This window comes from uncultured Paracoccus sp. (assembly GCF_947496875.1).
Taxonomy (GTDB): Bacteria; Pseudomonadota; Alphaproteobacteria; order Rhodobacterales; family Rhodobacteraceae; genus Paracoccus.
Map to the genome: position 1 here is coordinate 63,235 of NZ_CANMEH010000011.1, position 23,664 is coordinate 86,898.

Consider the following 23,664-nt stretch of genomic DNA (forward strand, 5'->3'; position numbering starts at 1 on the left):
GCGTTGCCCGACATCGCCCGTCCGCATCGTCGAAAGGAACAGCCATGACGACCCAGCTTCTCGCCCGCTACGACATCGGTGACTTCGCGCAGTGGAAACGCGCCTTTGATGCCGATGCCGAGGATCGCGGCAACAACAGCCTGTCCGTGCTGCAGATCTGGCGCGAGGGGGCGACCCGCGCCTGGGTCCTGTACCAGGTGGCGGATCCGAAGCGCGCCCGGCAGTACCTGGACGGCGCGGCCGGCGTCTTCGACAGCCAGGCGGGCGTGACCGGCCATGAATACCACATGCTGGAAACTGCATGAGCGTGGCGCCCACCGCCGAACTGGCGGCGCTTGGGCTGGCGGCCATCCTGCAGGCGGGCCAGATCGCGCTGGCCGGCTGGTCCATGAACCGCGACGTGGGGCCGCGCTGGAATGCCGGGCCACGCGACAGCGAACCGGAGCTGTCGCCGCTGACCGGCCGCCTGCGGCGCGCGGTCGCCAACCATTTCGAGGCGCTGGCGTTCTTTACCATCGCCGTGGTGATGGTGCAGTTGACCGGATCGAACGGCACGCTGACTGCGATCTGCGCCTGGATCTACCTGCTGGCCCGCATGGTCTATGTGCCGGCCTATGCCTTCGGCTGGTCGCCGGGACGGTCGATCGTCTTCGGGGTCGGATTCGTCGCGACCATGGTGATGATCGTGGCCGGCCTGTTCTGACCCCAGCCGCTCTTGCCATCCCGCGGAGTCGGGCGTGGGACGAACGCATCGTCTCGGCCGCCGCGGTCAGAAAAAAAGGACGTCGTGATGTATGATCTGATCGTGATCGGTGCCGGACCGGGCGGCTATGTGTGCGCCATCAAGGCCGCGCAGCTGGGGCTGAAGGTGGCCTGTGTCGAGGGGCGCGAGACGCTGGGCGGCACCTGCCTGAACATCGGCTGCATTCCGTCCAAGGCCCTGCTGCACGCCAGCCACATGGCGCACGAGATGCACGAGAACTTCGCCACGATGGGACTGATGAACGCGAATGCCGACGTCGATTGGAACCGGATGCTGTCCTACAAGCAGGACGTGGTGGACGGGAACACCAAGGGGATCGAGTTCCTGTTCAAGAAGAACAAGGTCGACTGGCTCAAGGGATGGGCCAGTATCCCGGCGGCAGGCCAGGTCCGGGTCGGCGACGAGACCCACGAGACCAAGGCGATCGTGATCGCCACAGGATCGGTGCCCTCCTCGCTCAAGGGCGTCGAGATCGACAATGAGGGCGGCGTGGTGGTGGATTCGACCGGCGCGCTGGCCCTGCCCCGGATTCCCGACACGATGGTGGTCATCGGCGCGGGCGTGATCGGGCTGGAACTCGGGTCGGTCTACAACCGTCTGGGCACCAAGGTCACGGTGATCGAGTATCTGGACGCGATCACGCCGGGGATGGACGCCGAGGTGCAGAAGCAGTTCCAGAAGATCCTGACCAAGCAGGGCTTCAAGTTCGTCCTGAACGCGGCCGTTCAGGGGGTTCAGGTCAATGACGGTCGGGCGACGGTGACGTGGCAGCCGAACAAGGGTGACGAGGCGCAGACCGCCGAGGCAGATGTGGTGCTGGTCGCGACGGGGCGCCGCGCCTTCCATGAGGACCTGGGACTGGATACGCTCGGCGTCGCGCTGACAGACCGCGGCCAGATCGCGGTCGACAAGCACTGGGCAACCAGTGTGCCCGGCGTCTATGCCATCGGCGACGCGGTGCCCGGCCCCATGCTGGCCCACAAGGCCGAGGATGAAGGCATGGCCGTCGCCGAGGTGATCGCCGGCAAGCACGGCCATGTGAACTACGACGTGATCCCGGGTGTGATCTATACGACCCCCGAGGTCGCCAGCGTCGGTCTGACCGAGCAGGCAGCCAAGGAAACCGGGCGCAAGATCAAGACCGGCAAGTTCCCCCTGATGGGCAACGCGCGGGCCAAGGCGATGCTGCAGGCCGATGGATTCGTGAAGCTGGTGGTGGACGCCGAAACGGACCGCATCCTGGGCTGCCACATCGTCGGCCCCGGCGCCGGCGAGCTGATCCACGAAGTCTGCGTGGCGATGGAGTTCGGGGCCGCGGCGCAGGATCTGGCGCTGACCTGCCATGCCCATCCCACGGTCAGCGAGGCAGTGCGGGAAGCGGCACTGGCCTGTGGCGACGGCGCCATCCACGCCTGAGCGGGCCGCGTGGTCCGCTGCGGTCGCGGCGGATCACACAAGTTCGGCCGCCTGTGTCAAGTTCCGGGTTGTCGCGCAAAGATCGCCTGACGTGTTCTGATCGGCGGGATTTCGCCCAAATCGGCATCAATCTGCGCATCTCCGCCGTGTTTGGTTAATCGAGTTGCAACCAGGGCACATCTCCGGTCAATCGGGCCAACCGATGCCGAAGCCCCCTGCGCGGGCACGGCTTTCGATCCCGACAGAAGGTAGGCACAGTGCCGCATCGCATCGCGAATCGACTGAATTCCGCTTTGGAACGCTGGCTGCCCGAACAGCGCCTTTTTCTGAAATCCGAAACGTCGACCCGCTTTGTCCGGCTGCGCCCGATGACCCAGGCAGCCGCCCTGGGCGGGACGGCGATCGTCCTGAGCTGGTCGATCGTAGCGAGCTCGGTCCTGGTCATCGACGCCGTCGGCGCAGGATCCTCGCGCGAGCAGGCGGCACGGACCCAGGCGGCGCTGGAATCACGCCTCAACACACTGTCGCAGGAACGCGACACCCGCGCGGCAGAGGCCGCGGCGGCGCAGGAACGCTTTGCGGTGGCGCTCGATCAGGTGTCGCAGATGCAGTCGCAGCTTCTGGCCGCCGAGGAGCGCAAGCGCGAACTCGAAACCGGGCTGGGCGTCGTTCAGGCGTCGCTGCACGACGCCCTGGTCGACCGTGACAAGGCGCGCAAGCTGGCCGCCGCGACCACCGAGCAGGCAGCCGAGGCCCAGCCCCAAGCCGCGCGGGCAGAAGAATTTTCGGTCGCGCTGGACATCCTGTCGGACGAGTTGGCCTCGACCGCCGTGGAACGGCAACTGGCGGAGCGTCGGGCCACCGATGCAAGCCGCAAGGCCGAGGAGATGGCCGTCGAGCGCGATCAGCTGGTGGCGCGGACCGACGAGATCTTTGCCCAGCTGGAGGACGCGGTCGAACTGTCGGTCAAGCCGCTGGACGAGATGATCCGCAATGTCGGCGTGGACAGCGACAAGCTGCTGGAAACGGTGCGCGAGGGTTATTCCGGCCAGGGTGGCCCGCTGACCCCGATGGGCTATTCGACCCGCGGCAACGCGGCGATTTCCGAATCCGAGGCGCGCGCCAAGGAAATCGTGGTGTCGCTGGACAAGGTGAACCGCTATCGCATCGCGGTCAGCCGCCTGCCGCTCGCCATGCCCGTGAAGTCGGCGTTCCGCTATTCCTCGGGATTCGGTCCGCGCTGGGGCCGCAAGCACCAGGGCCTCGACATGGCCGGGCCGGTCGGCACGCCGATCTTTGCGACCGGCGATGGCGTTGTCACATTCGCAGGCTGGCAACGCGGCTACGGCAACCTGATCAAGATCGAGCACGAGCTGGGCACCGAGACGCGCTACGCGCATCTGTCGAAGATTCGGGTCAAGGCCGGGCAAAAAGTGTCGCGCAACAGCCAGATCGGTGATATGGGCAACACCGGACGGTCGACCGGGTCGCATCTCCATTACGAGGTGCGCGTGAACGGTCAGGCCGTCAATCCGATGAGCTTCATCAAGGCCGCAGAGAATGTTTTCTAAGTCCCGCGTCACCGAACCCGGACCCCGCAGCCAGCCCCGCCAGTACGAACCGGAAAGCAGCCGCCCCATGGATTCGACCTACGATGTTCCCGCCCCGACACACCGCACCGGGCCGTCGCTGCTATCGGCAGACCTGACCGTCAAGGGTGACATCCGCACCCAGGGCGACGTGCAGATCGAGGGCAATATCGAGGGCGACGTGCGCGCCAACCAGCTGACGGTCGGGGAAAGCGCGACCATCCGCGGCGAGATCGTGGCCGAGGAAGTGATCGTGAACGGTCGCGTCGTCGGCCGGGTGCGGGGGCTGAAGGTGCGCCTGTCGGCGACGGCACGGGTCGAGGGCGACATCGTCCACAAGACCATCGCAATCGAATCCGGCGCCCATTTCGAGGGATCGGTCCAGCGACAGGAAGACCCGCTCGGCCAGGGCCATACGCCCAAGCTGGCCGCGCCCAGCTGTGCCATGGCCGATGAGGACGAGGATATCGGCCACGCGGTCTGAACCGCGCGGCCTTGTCTGAGGGGCACGCGACGACCAGACCCGGCGATCAGTCCCAGTCGGGGATCAGTTGCCGGTACATGTGCCAGCTTGCGTGGCCAAGGATCGGCAGCCCGACAAACAGTCCCAGGAACCAGGGCAGGATTGACAGTCCTAGGATCAGGACGATCGTCGCCGCCCACACCAGCATCACCAGCGGGTTCGCGCTCACGGCGTGAAAGCTGGTGATGATCGCGGTGATGAAGTCGATCTCTCGATCCAGGATCAACGGCAGCCCCACCACCGTCATCGCGAACAGGACGGCGGCAAACCCGGCGCCGATCAGCGTGCCGATCGCCAGCATCGCCACACCGCGGGGCTGCATCAGCATGTCGGCGGAGGTCGTGATGTTGGTCAGTGCCCCCGCGCCCATGAACAATGCAAACGTCGTGTGCGCGACGAACACCCAGAACATGAACATCAGCAGGATCACCATCGCCATCGACGGCACCTGCCGGTCCTTCTGTGCGAACACAACGCCCAGAACCTCGCCCCAGCGGTGGCTCTGCCCGTTCTCGATGCGGTGGCTGATCTCGTAGAGGCCGACGGCCGCGAAGGGCGCGATCAGGGGAAAGCCCACGATGAACGGGATCATCCACCAGTCCTGGCCAACGGCGCGGGCGACCGCCGCCAGCACCAGCCCGCCGAGAACGTAGAAGGCGGAAAAGAATACCCCGAACAGCGGCGCCCGCATGAAGTCGCGCCACCCGGCGCCGAGCGCCCGCGGAATGGCATCCATCCCGATGATCGCAGGATCGGGGATGTCCGCCGGGGCGTTCGCGACAGCAGGCCGGGCGACGCGCGCGCTAACCCGACCACGCGGGGTAATGACCGAATCTGTCTCGGGCTCCGGCTCCGGGCCCGGATCGGGTTCCGGGTTGGGCGGCAGGTCAGGATCGGGAATCGGGCGCGGTTCGCGGATCAAAGAGGTCATGCCTTCATCCTGTCCAGACGCGTCCGCAACGCCTCGTTCACGGCCGGGGTGACAAACTTGCTGACGTCGCCGCCGAGACGCGCGATTTCCTTGACCAGCTTGGATGCGATCGCCTGCCGGCGCGCATCGGCCATCAGGAAGACGGTTTCGACCGTCGCGTCCAGGGCGCGGTTCATGCCGACCATCTGGAACTCATACTCGAAATCCGCAACCGCGCGCAGGCCCCGTACGATGATCTGCGCGCCGACATCGCGCGCGCAGTCGATCAGCAGGTTCTCGAAGGGGTGAACGACGATCTCTCCGCCGCACTTGGCCGTGATCGCCGCGCATTCCGCCTGGACCATGGCCACCCGTTCCTCCAGCGGAAAAAGCGGTTGCTTGTCCCGGTTGATCGCGACGCCGATCACCAGACGATCGACCAGCGCCAGCGCCCGCTGTATGATGTCGACATGCCCCAGGGTGATCGGGTCGAATGTGCCGGGGTAAAGGCCGATGCGCATGACTGTCCCTTTCTCGCGTCAATCGACGCCAAGGCACCATGATGCCGGCGCTGCTGCAAGCGGGGGTGATACGCGGGCCCGCTCAGGCCCCCATGATCATGCCGGTCAGCGCTTCCTTTTCCAGCCCGAGTTCCTTCAGCCGCGCGAAAACCACGTCCCCGATCGACACAACGCCCAGCATCTTGCCCGATTCGTCCACCACCGGCATGTGGCGGAAGCGGCCTTCGGTCATGCGTTCGAGCACCTGCAGCGCGTCGTCGCCCAGACGGCAGGTGCTGACCTTGCTGGTCATCAGGTCGCTGATGCTTCGCGACAGGATCTCGCCGCCATTCGCGACCTCGCGGACGATGTCGCGCTCCGACAGGATGCCGTCGGGCGTCGCCCCGTCGGCGGAAACCACCACCGCCCCGATCCGCCGCGCCGCCAGCAGCTCCACCGCCTTGGCGACCCGATCATCTGGCCGCACCATCACGATCTGCTGCGGCCCGGCTTTCATGGCAAGGATCTGCTTGACGATCATTGGCGCCACCCTTTCAACACGTTTCTCAATCGAGAGTTGCCGCGTAATGATGTTTCGTCAAGCCCGAGTGTCGACTTGCTGTTCCAGCCTGGCCACTTCCTCGCGCAGGCTGCCGACCAGCGCCTCGGCCAGCCGGGTCAGCCGATCCGAGCGACGGTCATCTGCATGGCGGATCAACCAGAAGGCACGCGTCAGCGCGATCTCGTCCGGCAGCACCCGCACCACCCCCGGTGCAAACGGGATGGCGAAATCATGCACGATCCCCAACCCGCCGCCGGCGCGAATCGCCTGCAGCTGCACGCTGACCGAATTCGACGTCAGCATCGCCGCGCTGACCCCGGTCTCGGTCAGGTAGTCGAGTTCCCGATCGAAGATCATGTCGCCGATATAACCGATCAGCCGGTGTCCCTGCAGATCGGCCCGTGACCGGATCGGGGGATGCCGTTCCAGATAGTCGCGGTGCGCGGCCAGGTGCAGCCGGTACTCGGTGATCTTCTGCATCACGGCGCGGCCGGTCTGGGGCGGGCTGACGGCAATGGCCATGTCGGCTTCGCGCCGGCTCAGGTTGAACACCCGCGGCAGGGCGACGATCTGGACCTCCAGCCCCGGATGCGCGCGGCACAACACGGCGGCGATCTGTGGCAACAGATAATTGGCGCACCCGTCCGGCGCCCCGATCCGCAACTGCCCGCTCAATGCACCCGGGGCGGCCAGCGCTTCCGCGGCCTCGGTCGCGGCGCGTTCGGCTGCCTCGGCCGGGGCGACCAGGCGCTGCCCCTCGGGGGTCAACCCGTAGCCTTGCGGCGTCTTGGCGAACAGGACCCGCCCCAGCGTCGTTTCCAGCCGCGCCACCCGCCGGCCGATGGTCGAGGCGTTCAGCCCCAGCCGTTGCCCTGCGCGCGACAGGCTTTCGTCCCGCGCCACAGCCAGGAACACCCGCAGATCGTCCCAGTCCACCCTCGACGAAGCCCCGCAATCCTGCAAAACGCTTTTGCCCGATCGTCGCTTTACGCCTGCATTTGCGCAAGTCTAGGATGCGCCAACCGCTATGGAGGATCACCGATGCGCGCCATTCACCACTGGATCGACGGCCAGGAGTCGCCCGGCTCGTCCGGTCGCACCGCCGACGTCTACAACCCCGCCACCGGCGAGGTGCAGGGGCAGGTCGATCTGGCCAGCACGGCCGAGGTCAACGATGCCATCGCCCGGGCCGCGCGGGCCCAGCCGGCCTGGGGGGCGACCAACCCGCAGCGTCGCGCGCGGGTGATGATGAAGATGGTCGACCTGCTGAACCGCGACATGGACAAGCTGGCCGAGATGCTGTCCAGCGAGCACGGCAAGACCTTTCCCGACGCCAAGGGCGACGTGCAGCGCGGGCTGGAGGTGATCGAGTTCTCGATCGGCGCCCCGCACCAGCTGAAAGGCGAGTTCATCGACGGGGCCGGCCCCGGCATCGACATGTATTCGATGCGCCAGCCGCTGGGCGTCGTCGCCGCGATCACGCCGTTCAACTTTCCGGCCATGATCCCGCTGTGGAAACTGGGCCCGGCGCTCGCCTCGGGCAACGCGGTGATCCTGAAACCGTCTGAACGCGACCCGACCGTTCCCAACATGCTCGCGCAGCTGTTCAAGGAGGCCGGCCTGCCCGATGGCGTGCTGCAGGTCGTGCACGGCGGCAAGGAGGCGGTGGACGCAATCCTGGACAGCGACATCATCCAGGCAGTCGGCTTTGTCGGGTCCACGCCGATCGCGCAGTACATCTATGAACGTGCGGCGCAGACCGGCAAGCGCGCCCAGTGCTTTGGCGGCGCCAAGAACCACATGATCATCATGCCGGACGCCGACATGGACCAGGCGGCCGATGCGCTGGTGGGCGCCGGCTACGGCGCCGCGGGCGAGCGCTGCATGGCGATTTCCGTGGCCGTCCCGGTGGGCGACGAGACCGCCGACCGGCTGATCGAAAAGCTGGTGCCGCGCATCGAGAAGCTGAAGGTTGGCCCGTACACGGCCGGCAACGACGTCGATTTCGGGCCGGTCGTGACCCAGGCGGCCAAGGACAACATCCTGCGGCTGGTCGAACGCGGTGTCGAGCAGGGTGCCGAACTTGTGGTGGACGGCCGCAACTTCAACCTGCAGGGCTACGAGGACGGGTTCTTTGTCGGCCCGCATCTGTTCGACCGGGTGACGCGGGACATGGACATCTACAAGACCGAGATCTTCGGCCCGGTCCTGAGCACGGTCCGCGCGCAAAGCTACGAGGAAGCGGTGGATCTGGCGATGAGCCATGAATACGGCAACGGCACCGCGATCTTTACGCGCGACGGCGACACCGCGCGCGACTTTGCCAGCCGCATCAACATCGGCATGGTCGGGATCAACGTGCCGATCCCGGTGCCCCTGGGCTATTTCACCTTCGGCGGGTGGAAGCGGTCCGGGTTCGGGGACCTGAACCAGCACGGTCCCGATGCGTTCCGGTTCTACACCCGTACCAAGACGGTCACGAGCCGCTGGCCGTCGGGCATCAAGGAAGGTTCGGCCTTCAACTTCAAGGCGATGGACTGACGGGACCGGCCGCAGGTCCGGGCAAGACAGATCCGGTCCTGCGGTCACCCGATGCCGTTGGCGCGCTGCAGTTCCCGCAGATACGCGATAATCGCAGCCAGTTCGCCATCACTCACCCCCTCGACCGCAGCCATGTCGCCGAACTGCCAGTGATGCGCGCGCACCCCCTGCCTGACCGCCAGGACGATGGCCATGTCGGCATGATGCCCGGGCTCGTAGATCCTGTGGACCAGCGGCGGCCCTGCCCCGTCCACACCTGCGGCGTCCCGACCGTGGCAGTTCGCGCAGCTTGCAGTGAACGCGGCGGCGCCCAGCTCTGCCTCGGAACTGAACGTGGCGGGGCGGACCACCTGCGCCAGCGCCCCGCCCGACGCGCGGGTGGCGGTTTCCGACGGCCGGTCCAGCGCCCACCAGGCCAGTCCACCCGCCACGACGACAGCGGTCGCCAGCACAACCCCGTTTCTCATGTTGCTCCTCCTCAGACAGGCCGCCGCGGTATGGTCTTTGACCGATCGCCACTGCAATAGTTCGTCAACGGCGCGGCGTCACGCCCGCGCAGCGCAGGGACCACAAGCGGAGGTCGCATGGATTTTGCACTGACCGAAGAACAGCAGGCCATCTTGGACATGGCACGCGCATTCGGGGCCGAACAGATCGCCCCCAACGCCCGCCGCTGGGAAGCCGATGGCACGATCCCAAAGGCCTTGTGGGCACAGGTTGCGGAGCTGGGTTTCGGCGGGCTCTATGTCAGCGAGGATCACGGCGGCTCGGGACTGACGCGACTGGATGCGACGCTGGTCTTCGAGGCGCTGGCGATGGCGGACCCGGCGGTCGGGTCGTTCCTGTCGATCCACAACATGTGCGGCGGCATGATCGACAAGTTCGGCACGGCCGAGGACCGCCAGCGCTGGCTGCCCGACCTGTGCAGCATGACGAAGGTGTTTTCCTACTGCCTGACCGAACCCGGCAGCGGGTCGGATGCGGCCGCGCTGCGCACCCGCGCCGACCGCACCAACGAGGGGTGGAGGCTGAACGGGACCAAGGCGTTCATCTCGGGGGGCGGCTATTCCGACGCCTATCTCTGCATGGTCCGGACCGGCGAAAGCGGCTCGCGCGGCATTTCCGCCATGGTGGTCGAGGACGGCACCGCGGGGCTGTCCTTTGGCGCGCTGGAAGACAAGATGGGGTGGCGCGCCCAGCCGACCAGCCAGGTCCAGTTCGACGACTGCGTGGTGCCGTCCGAGAACCTGCTGGGCGAGGAGGGGCGCGGCTTTGCCTATGCGATGGCCGGACTTGACGGTGGCCGCCTGAACATCGCGGCCAGCGCGCTCGGCGGGGCGCAGGCGGCGCTGGACCAGACGATCCGCTACATGGGTGACCGCAAGGCATTCGGCCGCCCGCTGGACCAGTTCCAGGCGCTGCAGTTCCGGCTGGCCGAGATGGAGGTCGCGCTGCAATCGGCACGGACTTTTCTGCGCCAGGCCGCGTGGAAGCTGGACAACGGCGCCCCGGACGCGACCAAGTTCTGCGCGATGGCCAAGCTTTATGTCACCGATGGCGCGTTCGAGGTCGCCAACCAGTGCCTGCAGCTGCACGGGGGCTATGGCTATCTGGCCGATTACGGGATCGAGAAGATCGTGCGCGACCTGCGCGTCCACCAGATCCTTGAAGGAACGAACGAAATCATGCGGCTCATCGTCAGCCGGGCGATGCTGGCAGAGCGGGGCTGACCATGAACGACCTGGATATCCGCAAGGATCGCCGCGCCGGCCGGATCACCTTCGCCCGGCCCAAGGCGCTGAACGCCCTGAACCACGGCATGACGCGCGCCATCCACGCCGCGCTGGACGAGTGGCGCAACGACCCCGAAGTGGCGCTGGTCATCATCGATGCGGAAGGTGATCGGGCGTTCTGCGCCGGCGGCGACATCGCAGCGCTGTACCACGCGGGCAAGGCCGGCGATCATTCCGTCGGCCGCGCGTTCTTTGCCGACGAATACCGGATGAACGCCGCCATCGGGGATTATCCCAAGCCGATCGTCGCGTTCATGCAGGGGTTCGTCATGGGCGGCGGTATCGGAGTCGGCGGTCACGCCGGCTTCCGGATCGTTGGCGACTCGACGCAGATCGCCATACCGGAAACCGGAATCGGCCTGATCCCCGACGTGGGCGGCACCTGGCTGCTCGCCCGGGCACCGGGACGGATCGGGGAATATCTCGGCCTCACCGGCGCGCGGATGGGCGCGGGCGACGCGATCCATGCCGGATTCGCGGACCTCTACCTGCCCGAGGCCGAATGGCCGGCGGCCATCGAGCGGCTGGCGGAAACCGGCAGTGTCGCCACGCTCAAGGGCCACCCGCCACAGCATCCGGCCCTGGCCGACCGCGATCTGAGCCCCTTCGGCGGCCGCACGGTCCAGGAGATCGTCGCCGCGCTGGATGCCGCGGGGGATCACGACACGACCGCGGCGATGCGGCGCAATTCACCGCTGTCCATGGCCGCGACGCTGGCGATGGTGCGGGCGGCCCGGGGTGACAGCCGCATGCAGGATGCGCTGAGCCGGGAATACCGGTTCACCCATCGGGCCACGCAGCAGACCGACTTTCTGGAAGGGGTGCGGGCGCAGATCATCGACAAGGATCGCGCCCCGAACTGGGCGGCCGAGGCCACGCCGGCGGCCGTCGACGCAATGCTGGCGCCGCTGGGTGCCGACGAACTGACCTGGGAGGATCGGGCATGAAGATCGGTTTCATCGGACTGGGCAACATGGGCGCCCCGATGGCCCGCAACCTGGTGGCGGCCGGCCATCCGGTGACCGGCTACGACCCGGTCGCACCTGACGTAGAGGGCGTTCTGCCGGCGACCGGCCCCGCCGAAGCGGTCGCCGACGCCGAGGTGGTGATCACCATGCTGCCGAATGGCCAGATCCTGCGGTCGGTGGCCGGGCAGATCATCCCGCGCATGGCCGCGGGGGCGGTGCTGTGCGACTGTTCCACGGTGGATGTCGACAGTGCCCGCAGCGTTGCCGATCAGGCCGCGGCTGCCGGGCTGGAGGCGCTAGACGCCCCCGTTTCCGGCGGCATCGGCGGTGCGGCGGCAGGCACCCTGACTTTCATGGTGGGCGGCAGCACGGCGGCGTTCGAGCGGGTCAAGCCGCTCTTCGACGTGATGGGGCAGAAGGCAGTGCATTGTGGCGGCCCGGGCGCAGGCCAGGCCGCCAAGATCTGCAACAACATGATCCTGGGGGCGACGATGATCGCCACCTGCGAAGCCTTCGCCTTGGCGCAGAAGCTCGATCTCGACGCGCAGAAGCTGTTCGACGTGGTGTCGACCTCCTCCGGGTCGTCATGGTCCACGACCGCCTATTGCCCGGTCCCCGGGGTCGGCCCGAAATCGCCTGCGGACAACGACTACCGGCCGGGCTTTGCCGCCGAGCTGATGCTGAAGGATCTGCGCCTGTCGCAGCAGGCGGCGGAATCCGTCGACGCGGACACCCCGATGGGGGCCCTGGCGACGGAACTTTATGCCCGCTTCGTCGAAGCCGAGAATGGCCACGGCCGCGATTTCTCGGCCATGCTGCCGCGCCTCGCGGCACGGGGTCACAGCGGAAAATCCTCACCGGACTGAGTTGCAGGAATACACCACCGCACAGCGCCGCCACCACGATCACGGGGGATTGCGCAGATCGGACGCAACGGACTGCTGTCCGACACGTTGGCTTGTTGGCTCTGCAGAAAGGTGGACCCATGCTCCGGTGGATACATCTCGTCCTGATCGGCGGGTTGGCGGCGCTTCCGCTCGCCCCTGCCGCTCTGGCGCAAGGCCAGGGCGGGCGGGATGGCAAGGCCGCAGCCTCGTCGAACAAGGCGCGGCAGGCGCAAGCAGGCGGTGGCGCGAAGGCGCGCGGCGCGGTCAAGGCCAGCGGGCGAAAGGGCGGTCGGCCGGATCAGGCCGCGCAGGGAGGCGGGCCGGGTGGCGCGGCCGCCGCTGCTAACCGGCAGCCCAGGTCCAAAGGGAGCCCGCCAAAGGCGAAGCGGGCCGAGGCCCCGGCAGGCGGCCAACTGTCGCCCGCAGCCGCGACGGGGAGTGGCGCTCCATCCTCGCCCCCCGCCGGCGCGAACGTGTCGCGATCGGCCGGGGTGGCAAGTCCACAAGCGACTCCCCCGCCGCCCGTCAAGCCAGCCAAGAAATCCGGGGCATCTGCAGCCGTGGGTTCACCCAGGCCGTCCGGCGCCGTGGTCGGACAAGCACCCGCTGCCGGCACGATCCACCTGATCACCCGGCCCGGATTGTATGGCCTGGGTCAGCCGCCCCGCGGGTCCCGCTATGCCATCATTGGCGGTCAGATCGTCCGCGTCGACGCGGAGAGCAACAAGGTCCTGTCGATCCTGCGTAGCGTGGACGCCATCCTGGACTGACCTGACCGCTGGGCTGGGCGACGCCCGACCTCCTATGTGGTAGCCTGCACGTCCAGCAGGGCGCGGGCGGCATCGCGCGCAGCCGTGGTCACCTGTTCGCCCGCCAGCATGCGCGCAATCTCCTCGACCCGGTCGGGGGCAGGCAGTTCCTCGACCTGCGACGTCGTCATGCCGTCTGCAACGGACTTGGACACCCGGAAATGCCGGCTGCCCAAGGCTGCGACCTGGGGCGAGTGGGTGACGACCAGCACCTGGGCGCCGTCGGCCAGACGCGCCAACCGCCGCCCCACGGCGTCAGCGGTGGCCCCGCCGACACCGCGGTCGATCTCGTCGAAGATCATCACCAGCGTGTCGCTGCCGCGGGCCAGACAGACTTTCAGGGCCAGCAGGAAACGCGACAACTCGCCGCCGGACGCGATCCGGTCCAACGGCCCCGACGGCGCGCCGGGGTTGGTCGCCACGGTGAAGGCGACGGCGTCGCGCCCGTCCGGCCCCGGCTCGGCGGCCTCCATGCGGGTCCGGAACACCGCGCGTTCCATCTTCAGGGGCGCCAGCTCGGCCGCCATCGCTTCGTCCAGACGCGCTGCGGCCTCGGCGCGCGTCCGGCTGATCAAGGCTGCCGCCGCATCATAGTCGGCCTCGGCCTGCCGGACGGCACGGTTCAGATCGTCCAGCCGCGCCTCACCCGCATCCAGCGCCGCGAGGCGCGCGGCCAGATCGACCGACAGCGTGACCAGATCGTCCGGCAGCACGTCATGCTTGCGCGCCAGCGCCCGCAGCGCGAACAGCCGCTCCTCCGTCGCCTCCAGCGTGGAGGGGTCGAAGGCCATGCCTGACAGCGCATCCTCGATCCCGCCCGTGGCCTCGCCCAGTTCCACCAGCGCCCGACTCAAGGATTCCAGCGGCGCGTCCAGACGACCTTCGGCGCTTGGGGCTGCGCCTTCGAGCCAGCGCACCGCATCGATCATCGCGCCCTCGGCGCCCTGCCCCGACAGGATCTCCAGGGCGCGGTGGACGTCGCTGCTTATGCGTTCGGCGGCCTGCATCTGTCGCCGCTCACTGTCCAGCCGTTCCTCTTCGCCGGCTTGCGGGTTCATCTTGTCCAGTTCCGCCACGGCGTGGCGCAGGAAGTCCTCTTCCTTGCGGGCCGCCTGCAGCGCGGCCTCTGCGTCGGCCAAGGCCTGTCCGGCCTTGCGCCGCGCGCTCCAGGCGGCGCGTAACGGGCCGAGATCCAGACCGGCAAAGGCATCCAGCAGGGTCCGGTGGCCGCGCGGGTTCAGCAGGCCGCGATCATCATGCTGACCGTGCAGTTCGACCAGCGCATCGGACAGATTGCGCAGCACCTCGCCGGTCACCCGGCGGTCGTTCACCCAGCCGGTCTTGCGGCCGTCAGCGGCGTTGACACGCCGCAGGATCAGTTCGTCCTCCGCCTCGATCCCTGCATCGGCGAGGATATCGCGGGCGGGATGCCCGGGCGGCAGGTCGAACTCGGCCGTCACCTCGCCCTGCGCCGCCCCGGCGCGGACCAGTTCGGCCCGCCCGCGCCAGCCCAGCACGAACCCCAGACAGTCCAGCAGAATAGACTTTCCCGCGCCGGTTTCGCCGGTCAGGACGTTCAGTCCCGGGGCGAACTCCAGCGACAGCCGGTCGATCAGCAGCATGTCACGGATCTGGAGAGCGCGCAGCATTCCTGCCCCCGTCCAATGCGACCCGGTTTGCGGCTACAGCCACTTGCCCTGGATCACCTGCCGATAAACATCGGTCAGCCAGTTGTCGCCCTGCGCCGTCGCGGTCAACCCGCGGCCCCGCAACTGCGCGTAGGCGTCCTGATAGAAGGGCGAGGACTGGAAGTTGTACCCCAGGATCGCGCCCGCGGTCTGCGCCTCGTCGGTCAGCCCGAGTGCCAGATAGGCCTCGACCAGCCGCATCAGCGCCTCGGGGGTGTGGCTGGTGGTCTGATAGTCCTCGACCACGACGCGGAAGCGATTGACCGAGGCGGTGTAGTTGCCGCGCTTCAGGTAATAGCGCCCGATCTCCATTTCCTTGCCGGCCAGATGGTCGAAAGCCAGGTCGAACTTGAGGATCGCGGACCTGGCGTATTCGCTGTCGGGGTGGCGCTCGATCACGTCTCGCAGCGCCTGCAGGGCCTGAAAGGTCAGGCCCTGGTCGCGGCCGACCTCGTCGATCTGGTCGTAATAGCTCAGCGCCAGCAGATAACGGGCATAGGCTTCGTCCACGTCGCCGGGGTAGCTGTCGATGAACCGCTGCGCGGCGCCCCGCGCCTCTTCGTACTGACGGGCCCGGTGATAGCTGTAGGCCTGCATGATCAGCGCCCGCTTGGCCCATTCGGAGTAGGGATAGAGACGTTCGACCTCGCCGAAGAAGTAGATTGCCCCATCGGGACGGCGGCTGTTCTCCAGCTCGTACTCACCCCGCTTGTAGATCTCCTCGGCAGTAAAGCCCTCGACGGGCGGGCGGCTGCCGCCTGTGGACGCGCCGCCGCCGCACGCGGACAACAGCGTGACCACCGCGATTGCCCCAGCCGCATGCCGTGCTGCCGATTTCAAGCCTGCCATGCCGCACCCGCCTGTTCTTGAACGCCGTTCCGCTGACGCGCGCCGCGCGGCCCCGCTGTCCCTAGCACACATAAACGGAGCGCGCAAAAACGCAACGCCGTGACCAAGATGACGGCTGACCGTCCATCGACAGGGCTACCCGTGCCGCGAAGCTTATGTCTCGGACGGCGATCAGATCGGAATGCGGATCAGGCGACCGCCTGATCGCGGGGCTGCATCTCGGCCGCGGCCGCCGCATCCGCAATCACCCCGACACCGGGCAGCCGCCCTTCCAGTGCCGGGCTGCAGATCGTCCATTCCCACGCATCCGGATCGGCGAACAGCGCCCGGAGCAGACGGTTGGTCAGGGCATGCCCCGCCCGGTTCCCGGTGTATCGCGCCAGCAGCGGCGCGCCGGCAAGTGCGAGGTCGCCGACCGCGTCCAGCATCTTGTGGCGGACCGCCTCGTCCCGGTGGCGCAGACCGCCGGGTGACAGCACCCGATCGCCATCGACGACAACGGCGTTGAAGTAGGTGCCGCCGAGGGCGAGCCCATTCGACTGCATGGCCTCGACGTCGGTCAGCCGGCAGAAGGTGCGGCTGTCCATCAGCTCGCGCACGAAGGCGCCGTTGGCGAGGTCCAGCCGCTTGTCCTGCCGTCCGATCGCCGCGTCCGCGAAATCGATCGAGAAGCTCATCTCCAGGTGATCCGCCGGCGTCAGGCGGGCAAAGGCGAGACCTTCGCGCACCTCGACGGGGCGCAGGACCCGGATCGCCGCCAGCGGCGCCGCCTGCCTGACCAGACCGGCCTTGAGAATGCTGGACACGAAGGGCGCGGCCGAGCCGTCGAGGATCGGAACTTCAGGCCCGTCCAGTTCGGCCAGAACGTTGTGAACGCCCGTGCCGGCAAGAGCGGCCATCAGATGTTCGATGGTCGACACCGTCGCCCCATCGTCGCCCTGCACCAGCGTGCACAGGCGCGACGGCACCACGGCATCCCAGCGGGCAGGAATGCGCGCGTTCGGGCCCAGATCGGTGCGCAGGAAGACGATGCCGTGCCCCGCCGGCGCAGGCCGCAGGACCAGCCGGGCGGGCGCGCCGGAATGCAGCCCCACGCCGCGGAACTCGGTTGCTCTTGCCAGTGTCACCTGCATGATCGGTCTGCCTTGCATTCATATCCCGGTCGATCTCGCGTCGACCTGACTTCGAGGTAGGAGGGCCTGCGGGGGCAGACAACAAACGAATTGTAACGGCGTGAAACATATGCCGCCGCCCCCGCCGAAGCGGCACATCCATGCCGCTTAACCCATCGTAAACCAAAGAAAAAGACCGCCTCTGGGCGGTCTTTTCCACATGTCAGATGTTGCGGAGTTGTGAACGCGGCCGATGAGGGCCGCGTCGGCTCAGTTCGCCTGGCGCCGCAGGAACGCGGGGATCTCGACCGTCTCGTCCGCCGAGTCGGGCGACGCGAGGTCGTCGAAATCGGCCCCCCGCTGGGCGCGGTTCATCCGGTCGTTGACCCGGTCGGCGATCGATCCCGTCGGCGCCCGCTGCGGTGCCCCCGTTTCCGACGGATGGGTCATCCGCTCCAGCATCCGGCCGAGACCAGCCATGCGCGACGGCCCCCGGGGCGCCTCGGTGGCCTTGTCGGCCGGTCGCTGCTGCCGGGCCTTTTCACCCCGCGCCTCGGCGGCGCGGCTGAGAATGCCGGCCAGACGTTCCTGCGCCTCGGGGCGGCCACTGCCCGACGGACGCACCGGCGCCGTGTAGGCCTCCGCCGGGTCGTTCAGGCGCGCGGCGAGGCGGCTGTCGGTCCGCGGCTCGGGGCGATGATCGGTGCCCTGCTCGCGGCCTTCCGCCACGGGCTCGGGGTCGCGCGGCCGATAGGCAGGCGCAGGCAGATCGCTGCCTGCTGCCGGCGCCGTGTCGTGCCGCGCCACGGTCCGGGTTGCGCTCGCGTCGGACAGGATCGGGCTGCGACGTGCCGGAACGGCCAGATCGTCCTCGTCCGAGTGTGCCGTCTTCTGCGCGACGCTGGGGGTCTGGGTCAGCGGCTCGCGCATGCCGCGGCGCATGGCCGGGGTGTCGGATTTCGCCACGTCCATGTCGATGCCGGTGGCGACCACCGAGACGCGGACCGCGCCCTCCATGGTCGGATCCAGGGTCGAGCCGACGATGATGTTCGCGTCCGCATCGACCTTTTCGCGGATCTTCTCGGCCGCCTCGTCCATCTCGAACAGGGTTAGGTCGTAGCCGCCGGTGATGTTGATCAGCACCCCCTTGGCGCCGTTCAGGCTGATCTCGTCCAGCAGCGGGTTGGCGATCGCCTTTTCCGCGGCCTCGACGGCGCGGTTGTCGCCGGTGCCCTCGCCGGTGCCCATCATCGCCTTGCCCATCTCGTCCATCACCGCGCGCACGTCGGCGAAGTCGAGGTTGATCAGGCCAGGCCGCACCATCAGGTCGGTGACGCCCTTGACGCCCTGGTACAGCACGTCGTCGGCCATCGCGAAGGCCTCGGTGAAGGTGGTCTTCTCGTTGGCCAGCCGGAACAGATTCTGGTTGGGGATGATGATCAGCGTGTCGACCACCTTCTGCAGCGCCTCGACCCCCTCGTCGGCCTGTCGCATCCGCTTGGTGCCCTCGAACTGGAAGGGCTTGGTCACCACGCCGACGGTCAGGATGCCCATCTCGCGCGCGGCCTGCGCGATGATCGGGGCCGCGCCGGTGCCGGTGCCACCGCCCATGCCGGCGGTGATGAAGCACATATGCGCGCCCATCAGGTGATCGACGATGTCCTCGATCGTTTCCTCGGCAGCCTTGGCGCCGATCGAGGGCTTGGCGCCCGCGCCCAGCCCTTCGGTCACCTTCGGGCCCAGTTGCACGCGGGCCTCGGACCGGCTTTGCGCCAGCGCCTGGGCGTCGGTGTTGGCCACGACGAAGGTCACGCCGTCCAGCTGCTTCTCGATCATGTTGTTGACCGCGTTGCCACCGGCGCCGCCCACGCCAAAGACGGTGATGCGCGGCTTGAGCTCGTCATGCTCGTTCATCATCAGGTTCAGATTCATGCCCGCTGCCCTTTTCGCTGCCGCCGGGTCTGGGCGCCCGGTCGAATCCCCGTTTCACCGATAAGCCTAGCCAGATTCGCCGCCACCGTCACCCGGAATAAGGGTGTTATCCACAAAATATGGCGTATTATCTGCCGACCTCGGCGGTATGTTGCCCATGCTTCATCATCTGGTGGATTTCCATCGACTGCCGCTGTCCGTTGGGTCACCAGTTCGCCCGGAACCACCGCACCGCGCGACGCAGGCTGCGGACGCCATGACTCTCCAGCGGCATCTCGAAATCCCACCACTCATCCTGCGGGTGAGCGGCAAACAGCGCCAGGCCCACGGTCGCGGCGTGGCCCGGCGTCGTCATCTCCTGCGCCAGCCCGTTGATCCGCAGCGGCCGGCCGATCCGGACGTTCTGCCCCAGGATGCGCGCCGCCAGCGTCTCCAGCCCCGGGATCTGGCTGCCGCCCCCGGTCAGGACGATCTGCCGGCTCGGCATGTGCTCGAACCCCGCGGCGTCCAGGACCACCCGCACCTCGTCGAGGATCTCCTCGACCCGCGGGCGCATGATCCCGATCAGGTCGGCGCGACTGACCGTCCGGCGGTCATGTTCCCAGTCGCCGGTCTCGCCGCCCACCTCGATCATCTCGCGGTCGTCGCGCCCGGTCGCCTCGATGCCGCCATGCCGGGTCTTGAGCCATTCGGCGACCGTGGTCGGCACCCGCAGCCCGCGGGTGATGTCCTGGGTGACAAGCTCGCCGCCCATCCGCACCGCATCGGCAAAGATCATGTGTTTCTTGACGAAGATCGACACGCCGGTGACCCCGCCGCCCATGTCGATGCAGGCGCCGCCCAGTTCCTGTTCATCCTCGACCAGCGCGGCCCGTCCGGCGACATAGGCGGCGGACGCGACCCCGGCCAGTTCCAGGTCGCAGCGGCGGATGCAGTGGACCAGGTTGCCGGCCGCATCGCCGTCGATGGTCAGCGCGTGCATGTCGACCGACAGGCGGTTGCCGACATGGTCGCGCGGGTCGGCCAGCCCCGACCGGCCGTCGATGGCAAAGTTCACCGGCTGCGCGTGCAGGACCTCGCGACCGCGGCCGAAATCCGGCACGTTGCAGGCGGCCAGGACCGCCGCCACGTCATGTTCGGCGCATTTCCCGCTGGCTAGGGGGATCTCGCCGGCCAGGCCGTAGGACGCGGGCCGCGCCCCGGACAGGCAGGCGATCACGTGGTCGACGCGGACGCCGGCGCGCTTCTGCGCGGCCGATACGACGGTGCGCACCGCCCGTTCGGTCTCGGCCATCGTCCCGATCTCGCCGAAGCGCATGCCGCGCGACTGGGTCGTCGCTGCACCGATCACCCGGAAATTCGACTGCCCGGCCATGGGCCCGACGCCATCCTCTTCCCGGAACTGTCCGGGGCCGTCGAACTGCAGCACCATGCACGACATCTTGGATGTCCCGATGTCCAGCACCGCGATGACGCCGCGTGCCATGGCGGCGCGGCGCATCTGCCGCATCGCCCGCTGACCCTGGTAGAGATCCCGCATCTGCCTGCCCCCTGTCCGTTCCGCTTCCGCTCTGCTCAGCCCGTCTCTGCGGGCCTTGTCGTCTGTCCGCTGCCGCCCTGCCCCGCGGCACCGGCAGTCTTGTCGTCGCCCGGCTCGCTGACCCGGCCGTCCGGCCCCAGTTCGGGCTTGCCCCGGGCCCGGCGCAGGGTGTTCTGGGCTGTCAGGCCCAGCCGCAGGGCCGGTCGGTCGCCGTTGCGCAGGTCGATGACGGCCACGTCGCGCGACAGCAGGTCGTGGCGGCGATGCAGCCCGACGGCCTCTTCCAGCGCCTGCACGGGACGTCGTTCCGGCAACATGATCCGCTGGCCGTCGTCCAGCACCACGTCCCACCGCCGTTCTCCCATCCGCTGCAGGCCGCGCAGCCGCGGCAGGATGGGCCCGGCCGCTTCGAACAGGGCCAGCGCCTCGACCGTGTGCGCGGCGGCGCCTTCGCCCGCGATCATCGGCAGGTCGGGTCGCACGTCGCGGGCGGTCGCCGAGGCGACGCGATGGCCGCCGGCGTCCAGCAGCTCGATGCCGCCGGCGTGGCGCCACAGCAGCGCGGGTGTGCGCTCGGTCACCACCGCCGACAGGATGCCGCCCGGCCGGATCCGCAGCTCGATCTTCTCGACTGCGTCAAGCTTCATCACCTGCGTGCGCAACGCCGACAGATCGATGTCGAAGCTGGACGCCGGCAGCGTGACCGGCAGCATCGCCCGCAGCCCCTTGTCCACGACGGGCGAGGCCCCCTCGATCGTCATGGTGCGGACCATGAACTCGTCGCGGGTCTGGATCTTCTCGATCATCGCGGTCACGCCACCGCTCAACTCGGCACGGCGGCTTTCATCGGCCAGATACAGGCCGACGACCATCGCCAGGGCAAATCCCGGCAGGCCCACGCGCAGCACCCTGCGGTAAACCGGGGTCAGCCAGATGCGGTGCAACCGATAGGCCAGACGCGATGGCGCCGGGTCGCGCCGCGCCGTCCCGGCCCTGGGCTGCGGGCGCGCGCCGACCGGGCGCGCCGGCGGCGGGCGGCCGCGCCAGTCGGCCGAGCGGCCGGGGCGGGTCAGTTCCTGCACAGCGCATCCTCCACGATCCAGCGACACAGCGCCGGGAAATCCATGCCCGCATGGGCGGCCTGCTCCGGCGCCAGCGATGTCGGCGTCATGCCCGGTTGCGTGTTGGTTTCCAGCAGCACCAGTCCGGCCAGCCCGCGGGTGTCGTCCCAGCGGAAATCGGTGCGGCTGACGCCCTCGCACCCCAATGCCCGATGCGCCCGCACCGCGTAGTCGAGGCAGGCCGCGGTGATGTCGGCAGGAATGTCGGCGGGGATCACGTGGCGAGAGCCGCCGGTCGTGTATTTCGCGTCATAGTCGTACCAGCCATCGGTGATGATCTCGGTCACCCCCAGCGCGCGGTCGCCCAGCACCGTGGTGGTCAGTTCCCGCCCGGGCGCATAGGCCTCGACCATGACCCGCTCCGGCATGTCTGCGGAGAGCTGTGGCGGACCGTCGCCCATGTCGTGGACGATATAGACACCGACCGACGAGCCTTCGTCGTTCGGCTTGACCACGTAGGGCGGGGGCATGACATGCCCTGCCCGCACGTCATCGGCGGCCGCAATGACACTGGGCACGACCGGCAGGCCGACGGCTTGATAAGCCTGCTTGGCCCGGGTCTTGTCCATCGCCAGGGCCGAGGCCAGCACGCCGGAATGGGTATAGCGATGGCCCAGCCATTCCAGCAACCCCTGGACGCAGCCATCCTCGCCGCGGCGACCGTGCAGGGCATTGAAGACGACGTCGGGGCAAAGCTCGGCCAGACGGCCCGGCAGGGTCGCACCCTCATCCGGTCCGAGGATGACCTCGGTCACCTGGTAGCCTGCCACCCGCAGCGCGTTCGCGCACTCGCGCCCCGACGACAGCGACACCTCGCGCTCAACCGAGGGTCCGCCCATCAGAACTGCTACGGTGTGGGCCGTCCTGCTCGACTCGCCCGCCACGTTTTCGCCTCATTCGTCCCCGGTTGACCCGGGTGACCGTTCCGGGGTCTGCTGCCCCGCGACGCGTCGTTCCGACACGCTGTAGCTGCAATGCTAGTGCGGGTCCGCCCAGCAGGAAAGACCAAATCGCGCTTCCGCGACATTTGTCCCCGGCATTGTCAGATCGGGCCGCGCCGTTCCGGTGGCAATCCGTGGCGCCGGAACACCGCGTCCAGCATCTTGGCGCCCGTGTGCGGATTGCGTCTTCCCGCCGCGCCGGATCATGCTAGCTCCGGGACGATCCGAGCTACCGAAGGGCTCTCGCTTGACCATCACCCTGACCAGCCCGCGCCCCGCCGCCGCGCGCAAGGCCGTGGCCTTCTGCTGCGACGACCATTACCTGTCCTACGCGCTTTTCGCCGCCGACCAGATCGCGCGGCTGCATCCGCAGCGGGATTTCGACATCTGCATCTGCGGCGAGCAGGTCCCCGACATCCCGCCCGGTCTGTCGGGCCTTGGCCTGCGCCCCTGCGGGATCGCGACGCAAGGCGCATTCCGGGGGCTGCGGCTGGATGCGCGCCGGACCGAAAGCGCCTATCTTCGCCTTGCCCTGCCGCAGGCCTTCGCGGCCGATTACGACCGATTGCCCTACCTGGACTCGGACATCTTCGTGCAGGGCGGGGATTTCAGCCGCTTGCTGGACCTCGACATGAAGGGTCACGCCGTCGCGGCGGTGCGCGACACGATGCAATGGCGCAGCCCCGGCCGGCGGCCCGAGCAGTTCCGCCGCTTCGGCTGGCCGGCCGCACCCTATTTCAACAGCGGAGTGCTTCTGATCGATGTCGCGGCCTACCGCGACGCCGGGTTGCTCGATCGGGCCGTGGCGCTTGGCCGCAAGGAAAGGGACCGGCTGATCGGCCATGACCAAACCCTGCTGAACTGCGCCCTGCGGGGTCGCTGGGCAGAGCTTTCGCCAACCTGGAACTGGCAGTATTCCTGGTCGGCCCGCATGTCCGAGGCGATGCTGGGCGCCAACATCGTCCATTTCATCGGGGCGGACAAACCGTGGAAGGACCCGCGCAACCGCTTTCCGCCGCGCTTCGCCCGCGCCGCCGCGGCCTTTCTCGCCCGTCATTACCCCGAGCGCGCCGCCGTGCCGGTCGGGCGCGGGCCCGCGTCGGACAGTCGTTACATGCGGCGGATGCTGCTGCGCCAGGCGCTGTCCGCAAGACGGATGGCCCGCTACCTGGACAGGTTCCCGGACGACCTGACGCTGCTGGCCTGACCCGGGCGCCGGC

General features: G+C 68.2%; 23 protein-coding genes. 11 read left to right on the forward strand and 12 right to left on the reverse strand.

Translation table 11 applies throughout. The features are described from left to right. Positions 1-44 precede the first annotated feature (44 nt). From Q0938_RS13585 to Q0938_RS13605, 5 genes are all read left to right on the forward strand, one after another. Positions 45-305 (forward strand): hypothetical protein, encoded by a 261-nt coding sequence (locus tag Q0938_RS13585; protein WP_299363264.1) that lies wholly within the window; start codon positions 45-47, stop codon positions 303-305. After that, positions 302-703 carry an MAPEG family protein gene (locus Q0938_RS13590; protein WP_299363267.1) on the forward strand — a complete coding sequence of 134 codons (402 nt, stop codon included), beginning with the start codon at positions 302-304 and terminating at the stop codon, positions 701-703. The genes Q0938_RS13585 and Q0938_RS13590 overlap by 4 nt, the downstream gene beginning before the upstream one ends. A gap of 87 nt (positions 704-790) precedes the next feature. After that, positions 791-2,179, forward strand: a complete 1,389-nt coding sequence (gene lpdA / locus Q0938_RS13595) for a dihydrolipoyl dehydrogenase (protein WP_299363270.1) — start codon at positions 791-793, stop codon at positions 2,177-2,179. Between the two features lie 257 nt (positions 2,180-2,436). After that, a complete protein-coding gene (locus Q0938_RS13600; RefSeq protein ID WP_299363272.1) occupies positions 2,437-3,750 on the forward strand; it encodes a M23 family metallopeptidase in 1,314 nt (437 codons plus the stop codon). Next, positions 3,740-4,252 (forward strand): polymer-forming cytoskeletal protein, encoded by a 513-nt coding sequence (locus tag Q0938_RS13605; RefSeq protein WP_299363275.1) that lies wholly within the window; start codon positions 3,740-3,742, stop codon positions 4,250-4,252. Before Q0938_RS13600 ends, Q0938_RS13605 begins: the two co-directional genes overlap by 11 nt. A 46-nt stretch (positions 4,253-4,298) precedes the next feature. On the opposite strand, the gene Q0938_RS13610 is transcribed toward Q0938_RS13605, so the two are convergent. The 4 genes from Q0938_RS13610 to Q0938_RS13625 form a co-directional block, all read right to left on the reverse strand. Then, positions 4,299-5,222 (reverse strand): DUF2189 domain-containing protein, encoded by a 924-nt coding sequence (locus Q0938_RS13610; RefSeq protein ID WP_299363279.1) that lies wholly within the window; start codon positions 5,220-5,222, stop codon positions 4,299-4,301. Then, positions 5,219-5,722, reverse strand: coding sequence for a pantetheine-phosphate adenylyltransferase (coaD, locus tag Q0938_RS13615; protein ID WP_299363282.1), 504 nt, complete (start codon positions 5,720-5,722; stop codon positions 5,219-5,221). The genes Q0938_RS13610 and coaD overlap by 4 nt, the downstream gene beginning before the upstream one ends. Positions 5,723-5,804: 82 nt before the next feature. After that, positions 5,805-6,242, reverse strand: a complete 438-nt coding sequence (locus tag Q0938_RS13620) for a CBS domain-containing protein (RefSeq protein ID WP_299363284.1) — start codon at positions 6,240-6,242, stop codon at positions 5,805-5,807. A 57-nt stretch (positions 6,243-6,299) separates the two neighbouring features. Next, complete coding sequence (locus tag Q0938_RS13625; RefSeq protein ID WP_299363286.1) at positions 6,300-7,199, reverse strand: LysR family transcriptional regulator; 900 nt, start codon at positions 7,197-7,199, stop codon at positions 6,300-6,302. Between the two features lie 105 nt (positions 7,200-7,304). Here Q0938_RS13625 and Q0938_RS13630 point away from each other — a divergent pair, with 105 nt between their 5' ends. Next, positions 7,305-8,804: a CoA-acylating methylmalonate-semialdehyde dehydrogenase gene (locus Q0938_RS13630; RefSeq protein WP_299363288.1), complete on the forward strand. Its 1,500-nt coding sequence runs from the start codon at positions 7,305-7,307 to the stop codon at positions 8,802-8,804. Positions 8,805-8,848: 44 nt separating this feature from the next. Here Q0938_RS13630 and Q0938_RS13635 read toward each other — a convergent pair whose 3' ends face one another. Further along, positions 8,849-9,271 carry a cytochrome c gene (locus Q0938_RS13635; RefSeq protein WP_299363290.1) on the reverse strand — a complete coding sequence of 141 codons (423 nt, stop codon included), beginning with the start codon at positions 9,269-9,271 and terminating at the stop codon, positions 8,849-8,851. Between the two features lie 117 nt (positions 9,272-9,388). Here Q0938_RS13635 and Q0938_RS13640 point away from each other — a divergent pair, with 117 nt between their 5' ends. The 4 genes from Q0938_RS13640 to Q0938_RS13655 all read left to right on the forward strand — a co-directional run bounded on the left by Q0938_RS13640 (position 9,389) and on the right by Q0938_RS13655 (position 13,222). After that, positions 9,389-10,534 carry an acyl-CoA dehydrogenase family protein gene (locus tag Q0938_RS13640; RefSeq protein ID WP_299363292.1) on the forward strand — a complete coding sequence of 382 codons (1,146 nt, stop codon included), beginning with the start codon at positions 9,389-9,391 and terminating at the stop codon, positions 10,532-10,534. A 2-nt stretch (positions 10,535-10,536) separates the two neighbouring features. Next, complete coding sequence (locus tag Q0938_RS13645) at positions 10,537-11,544, forward strand: enoyl-CoA hydratase/isomerase family protein (RefSeq protein WP_299363293.1); 1,008 nt, start codon at positions 10,537-10,539, stop codon at positions 11,542-11,544. Continuing rightward, entirely contained in the window at positions 11,541-12,431 is an 891-nt protein-coding gene (mmsB, locus tag Q0938_RS13650; RefSeq protein WP_299363294.1) for a 3-hydroxyisobutyrate dehydrogenase, read from the forward strand. Before Q0938_RS13645 ends, mmsB begins: the two co-directional genes overlap by 4 nt. A gap of 119 nt (positions 12,432-12,550) precedes the next feature. Beyond that, positions 12,551-13,222, forward strand: coding sequence for a hypothetical protein (locus Q0938_RS13655; RefSeq protein ID WP_299363297.1), 672 nt, complete (start codon positions 12,551-12,553; stop codon positions 13,220-13,222). A gap of 32 nt (positions 13,223-13,254) precedes the next feature. Here Q0938_RS13655 and recN read toward each other — a convergent pair whose 3' ends face one another. From recN to Q0938_RS13690, 7 genes are all read right to left on the reverse strand, one after another. After that, positions 13,255-14,910, reverse strand: a complete 1,656-nt coding sequence (gene recN / locus Q0938_RS13660) for a DNA repair protein RecN (protein WP_299363299.1) — start codon at positions 14,908-14,910, stop codon at positions 13,255-13,257. 33 nt (positions 14,911-14,943) lie between these two features. Beyond that, positions 14,944-15,798, reverse strand: a complete 855-nt coding sequence (locus tag Q0938_RS13665) for an outer membrane protein assembly factor BamD (protein ID WP_299363302.1) — start codon at positions 15,796-15,798, stop codon at positions 14,944-14,946. A 188-nt stretch (positions 15,799-15,986) separates the two neighbouring features. Next, positions 15,987-16,931, reverse strand: coding sequence for a UDP-3-O-acyl-N-acetylglucosamine deacetylase (gene lpxC / locus Q0938_RS13670; RefSeq protein WP_299363335.1), 945 nt, complete (start codon positions 16,929-16,931; stop codon positions 15,987-15,989). A gap of 249 nt (positions 16,932-17,180) precedes the next feature. Beyond that, a complete protein-coding gene (gene ftsZ, locus Q0938_RS13675; protein ID WP_299363306.1) occupies positions 17,181-18,842 on the reverse strand; it encodes a cell division protein FtsZ in 1,662 nt (553 codons plus the stop codon). A 205-nt stretch (positions 18,843-19,047) separates the two neighbouring features. Next, complete coding sequence (gene ftsA / locus Q0938_RS13680) at positions 19,048-20,382, reverse strand: cell division protein FtsA (RefSeq protein ID WP_299363309.1); 1,335 nt, start codon at positions 20,380-20,382, stop codon at positions 19,048-19,050. A 35-nt stretch (positions 20,383-20,417) separates the two neighbouring features. Continuing rightward, positions 20,418-21,464 (reverse strand): cell division protein FtsQ/DivIB, encoded by a 1,047-nt coding sequence (locus Q0938_RS13685; RefSeq protein WP_299363311.1) that lies wholly within the window; start codon positions 21,462-21,464, stop codon positions 20,418-20,420. Beyond that, entirely contained in the window at positions 21,452-22,387 is a 936-nt protein-coding gene (locus Q0938_RS13690) for a D-alanine--D-alanine ligase (RefSeq protein WP_299363313.1), read from the reverse strand. Before Q0938_RS13690 ends, Q0938_RS13685 begins: the two co-directional genes overlap by 13 nt. A 304-nt stretch (positions 22,388-22,691) precedes the next feature. Here Q0938_RS13690 and Q0938_RS13695 point away from each other — a divergent pair, with 304 nt between their 5' ends. Next, positions 22,692-23,651, forward strand: a complete 960-nt coding sequence (locus Q0938_RS13695) for a glycosyltransferase family 8 protein (protein WP_299363316.1) — start codon at positions 22,692-22,694, stop codon at positions 23,649-23,651. The last annotated feature ends 13 nt before the right edge of the window (positions 23,652-23,664 follow it).

Excerpts from the sequence above, each read along its gene's own strand:
- Q0938_RS13585 (WP_299363264.1), top strand. The coding sequence starts at position 45 with ATGACGACCCAGCTTCTCGCCCGCTACGACATCGGTGACTTCGCGCAG.
- Q0938_RS13590 (WP_299363267.1), top strand. The coding sequence starts at position 302 with ATGAGCGTGGCGCCCACCGCCGAACTGGCGGCGCTTGGGCTGGCGGCC.
- lpdA (WP_299363270.1), top strand. The coding sequence starts at position 791 with ATGTATGATCTGATCGTGATCGGTGCCGGACCGGGCGGCTATGTGTGC.
- Q0938_RS13605 (WP_299363275.1), top strand. The coding sequence starts at position 3,740 with ATGTTTTCTAAGTCCCGCGTCACCGAACCCGGACCCCGCAGCCAGCCC.
- Q0938_RS13610 (WP_299363279.1), bottom strand. The coding sequence starts at position 5,222 with ATGACCTCTTTGATCCGCGAACCGCGCCCGATTCCCGATCCTGACCTG.
- coaD (WP_299363282.1), bottom strand. The coding sequence starts at position 5,722 with ATGCGCATCGGCCTTTACCCCGGCACATTCGACCCGATCACCCTGGGG.
- Q0938_RS13620 (WP_299363284.1), bottom strand. The coding sequence starts at position 6,242 with ATGATCGTCAAGCAGATCCTTGCCATGAAAGCCGGGCCGCAGCAGATC.
- Q0938_RS13630 (WP_299363288.1), top strand. The coding sequence starts at position 7,305 with ATGCGCGCCATTCACCACTGGATCGACGGCCAGGAGTCGCCCGGCTCG.
- Q0938_RS13635 (WP_299363290.1), bottom strand. The coding sequence starts at position 9,271 with ATGAGAAACGGGGTTGTGCTGGCGACCGCTGTCGTCGTGGCGGGTGGA.
- Q0938_RS13640 (WP_299363292.1), top strand. The coding sequence starts at position 9,389 with ATGGATTTTGCACTGACCGAAGAACAGCAGGCCATCTTGGACATGGCA.
- Q0938_RS13645 (WP_299363293.1), top strand. The coding sequence starts at position 10,537 with ATGAACGACCTGGATATCCGCAAGGATCGCCGCGCCGGCCGGATCACC.
- mmsB (WP_299363294.1), top strand. The coding sequence starts at position 11,541 with ATGAAGATCGGTTTCATCGGACTGGGCAACATGGGCGCCCCGATGGCC.
- Q0938_RS13655 (WP_299363297.1), top strand. The coding sequence starts at position 12,551 with ATGCTCCGGTGGATACATCTCGTCCTGATCGGCGGGTTGGCGGCGCTT.
- recN (WP_299363299.1), bottom strand. The coding sequence starts at position 14,910 with ATGCTGCGCGCTCTCCAGATCCGTGACATGCTGCTGATCGACCGGCTG.
- Q0938_RS13665 (WP_299363302.1), bottom strand. The coding sequence starts at position 15,798 with ATGGCAGGCTTGAAATCGGCAGCACGGCATGCGGCTGGGGCAATCGCG.
- lpxC (WP_299363335.1), bottom strand. The coding sequence starts at position 16,931 with ATGCAGGTGACACTGGCAAGAGCAACCGAGTTCCGCGGCGTGGGGCTG.
- ftsZ (WP_299363306.1), bottom strand. The coding sequence starts at position 18,842 with ATGAATCTGAACCTGATGATGAACGAGCATGACGAGCTCAAGCCGCGC.
- ftsA (WP_299363309.1), bottom strand. The coding sequence starts at position 20,382 with ATGCGGGATCTCTACCAGGGTCAGCGGGCGATGCGGCAGATGCGCCGC.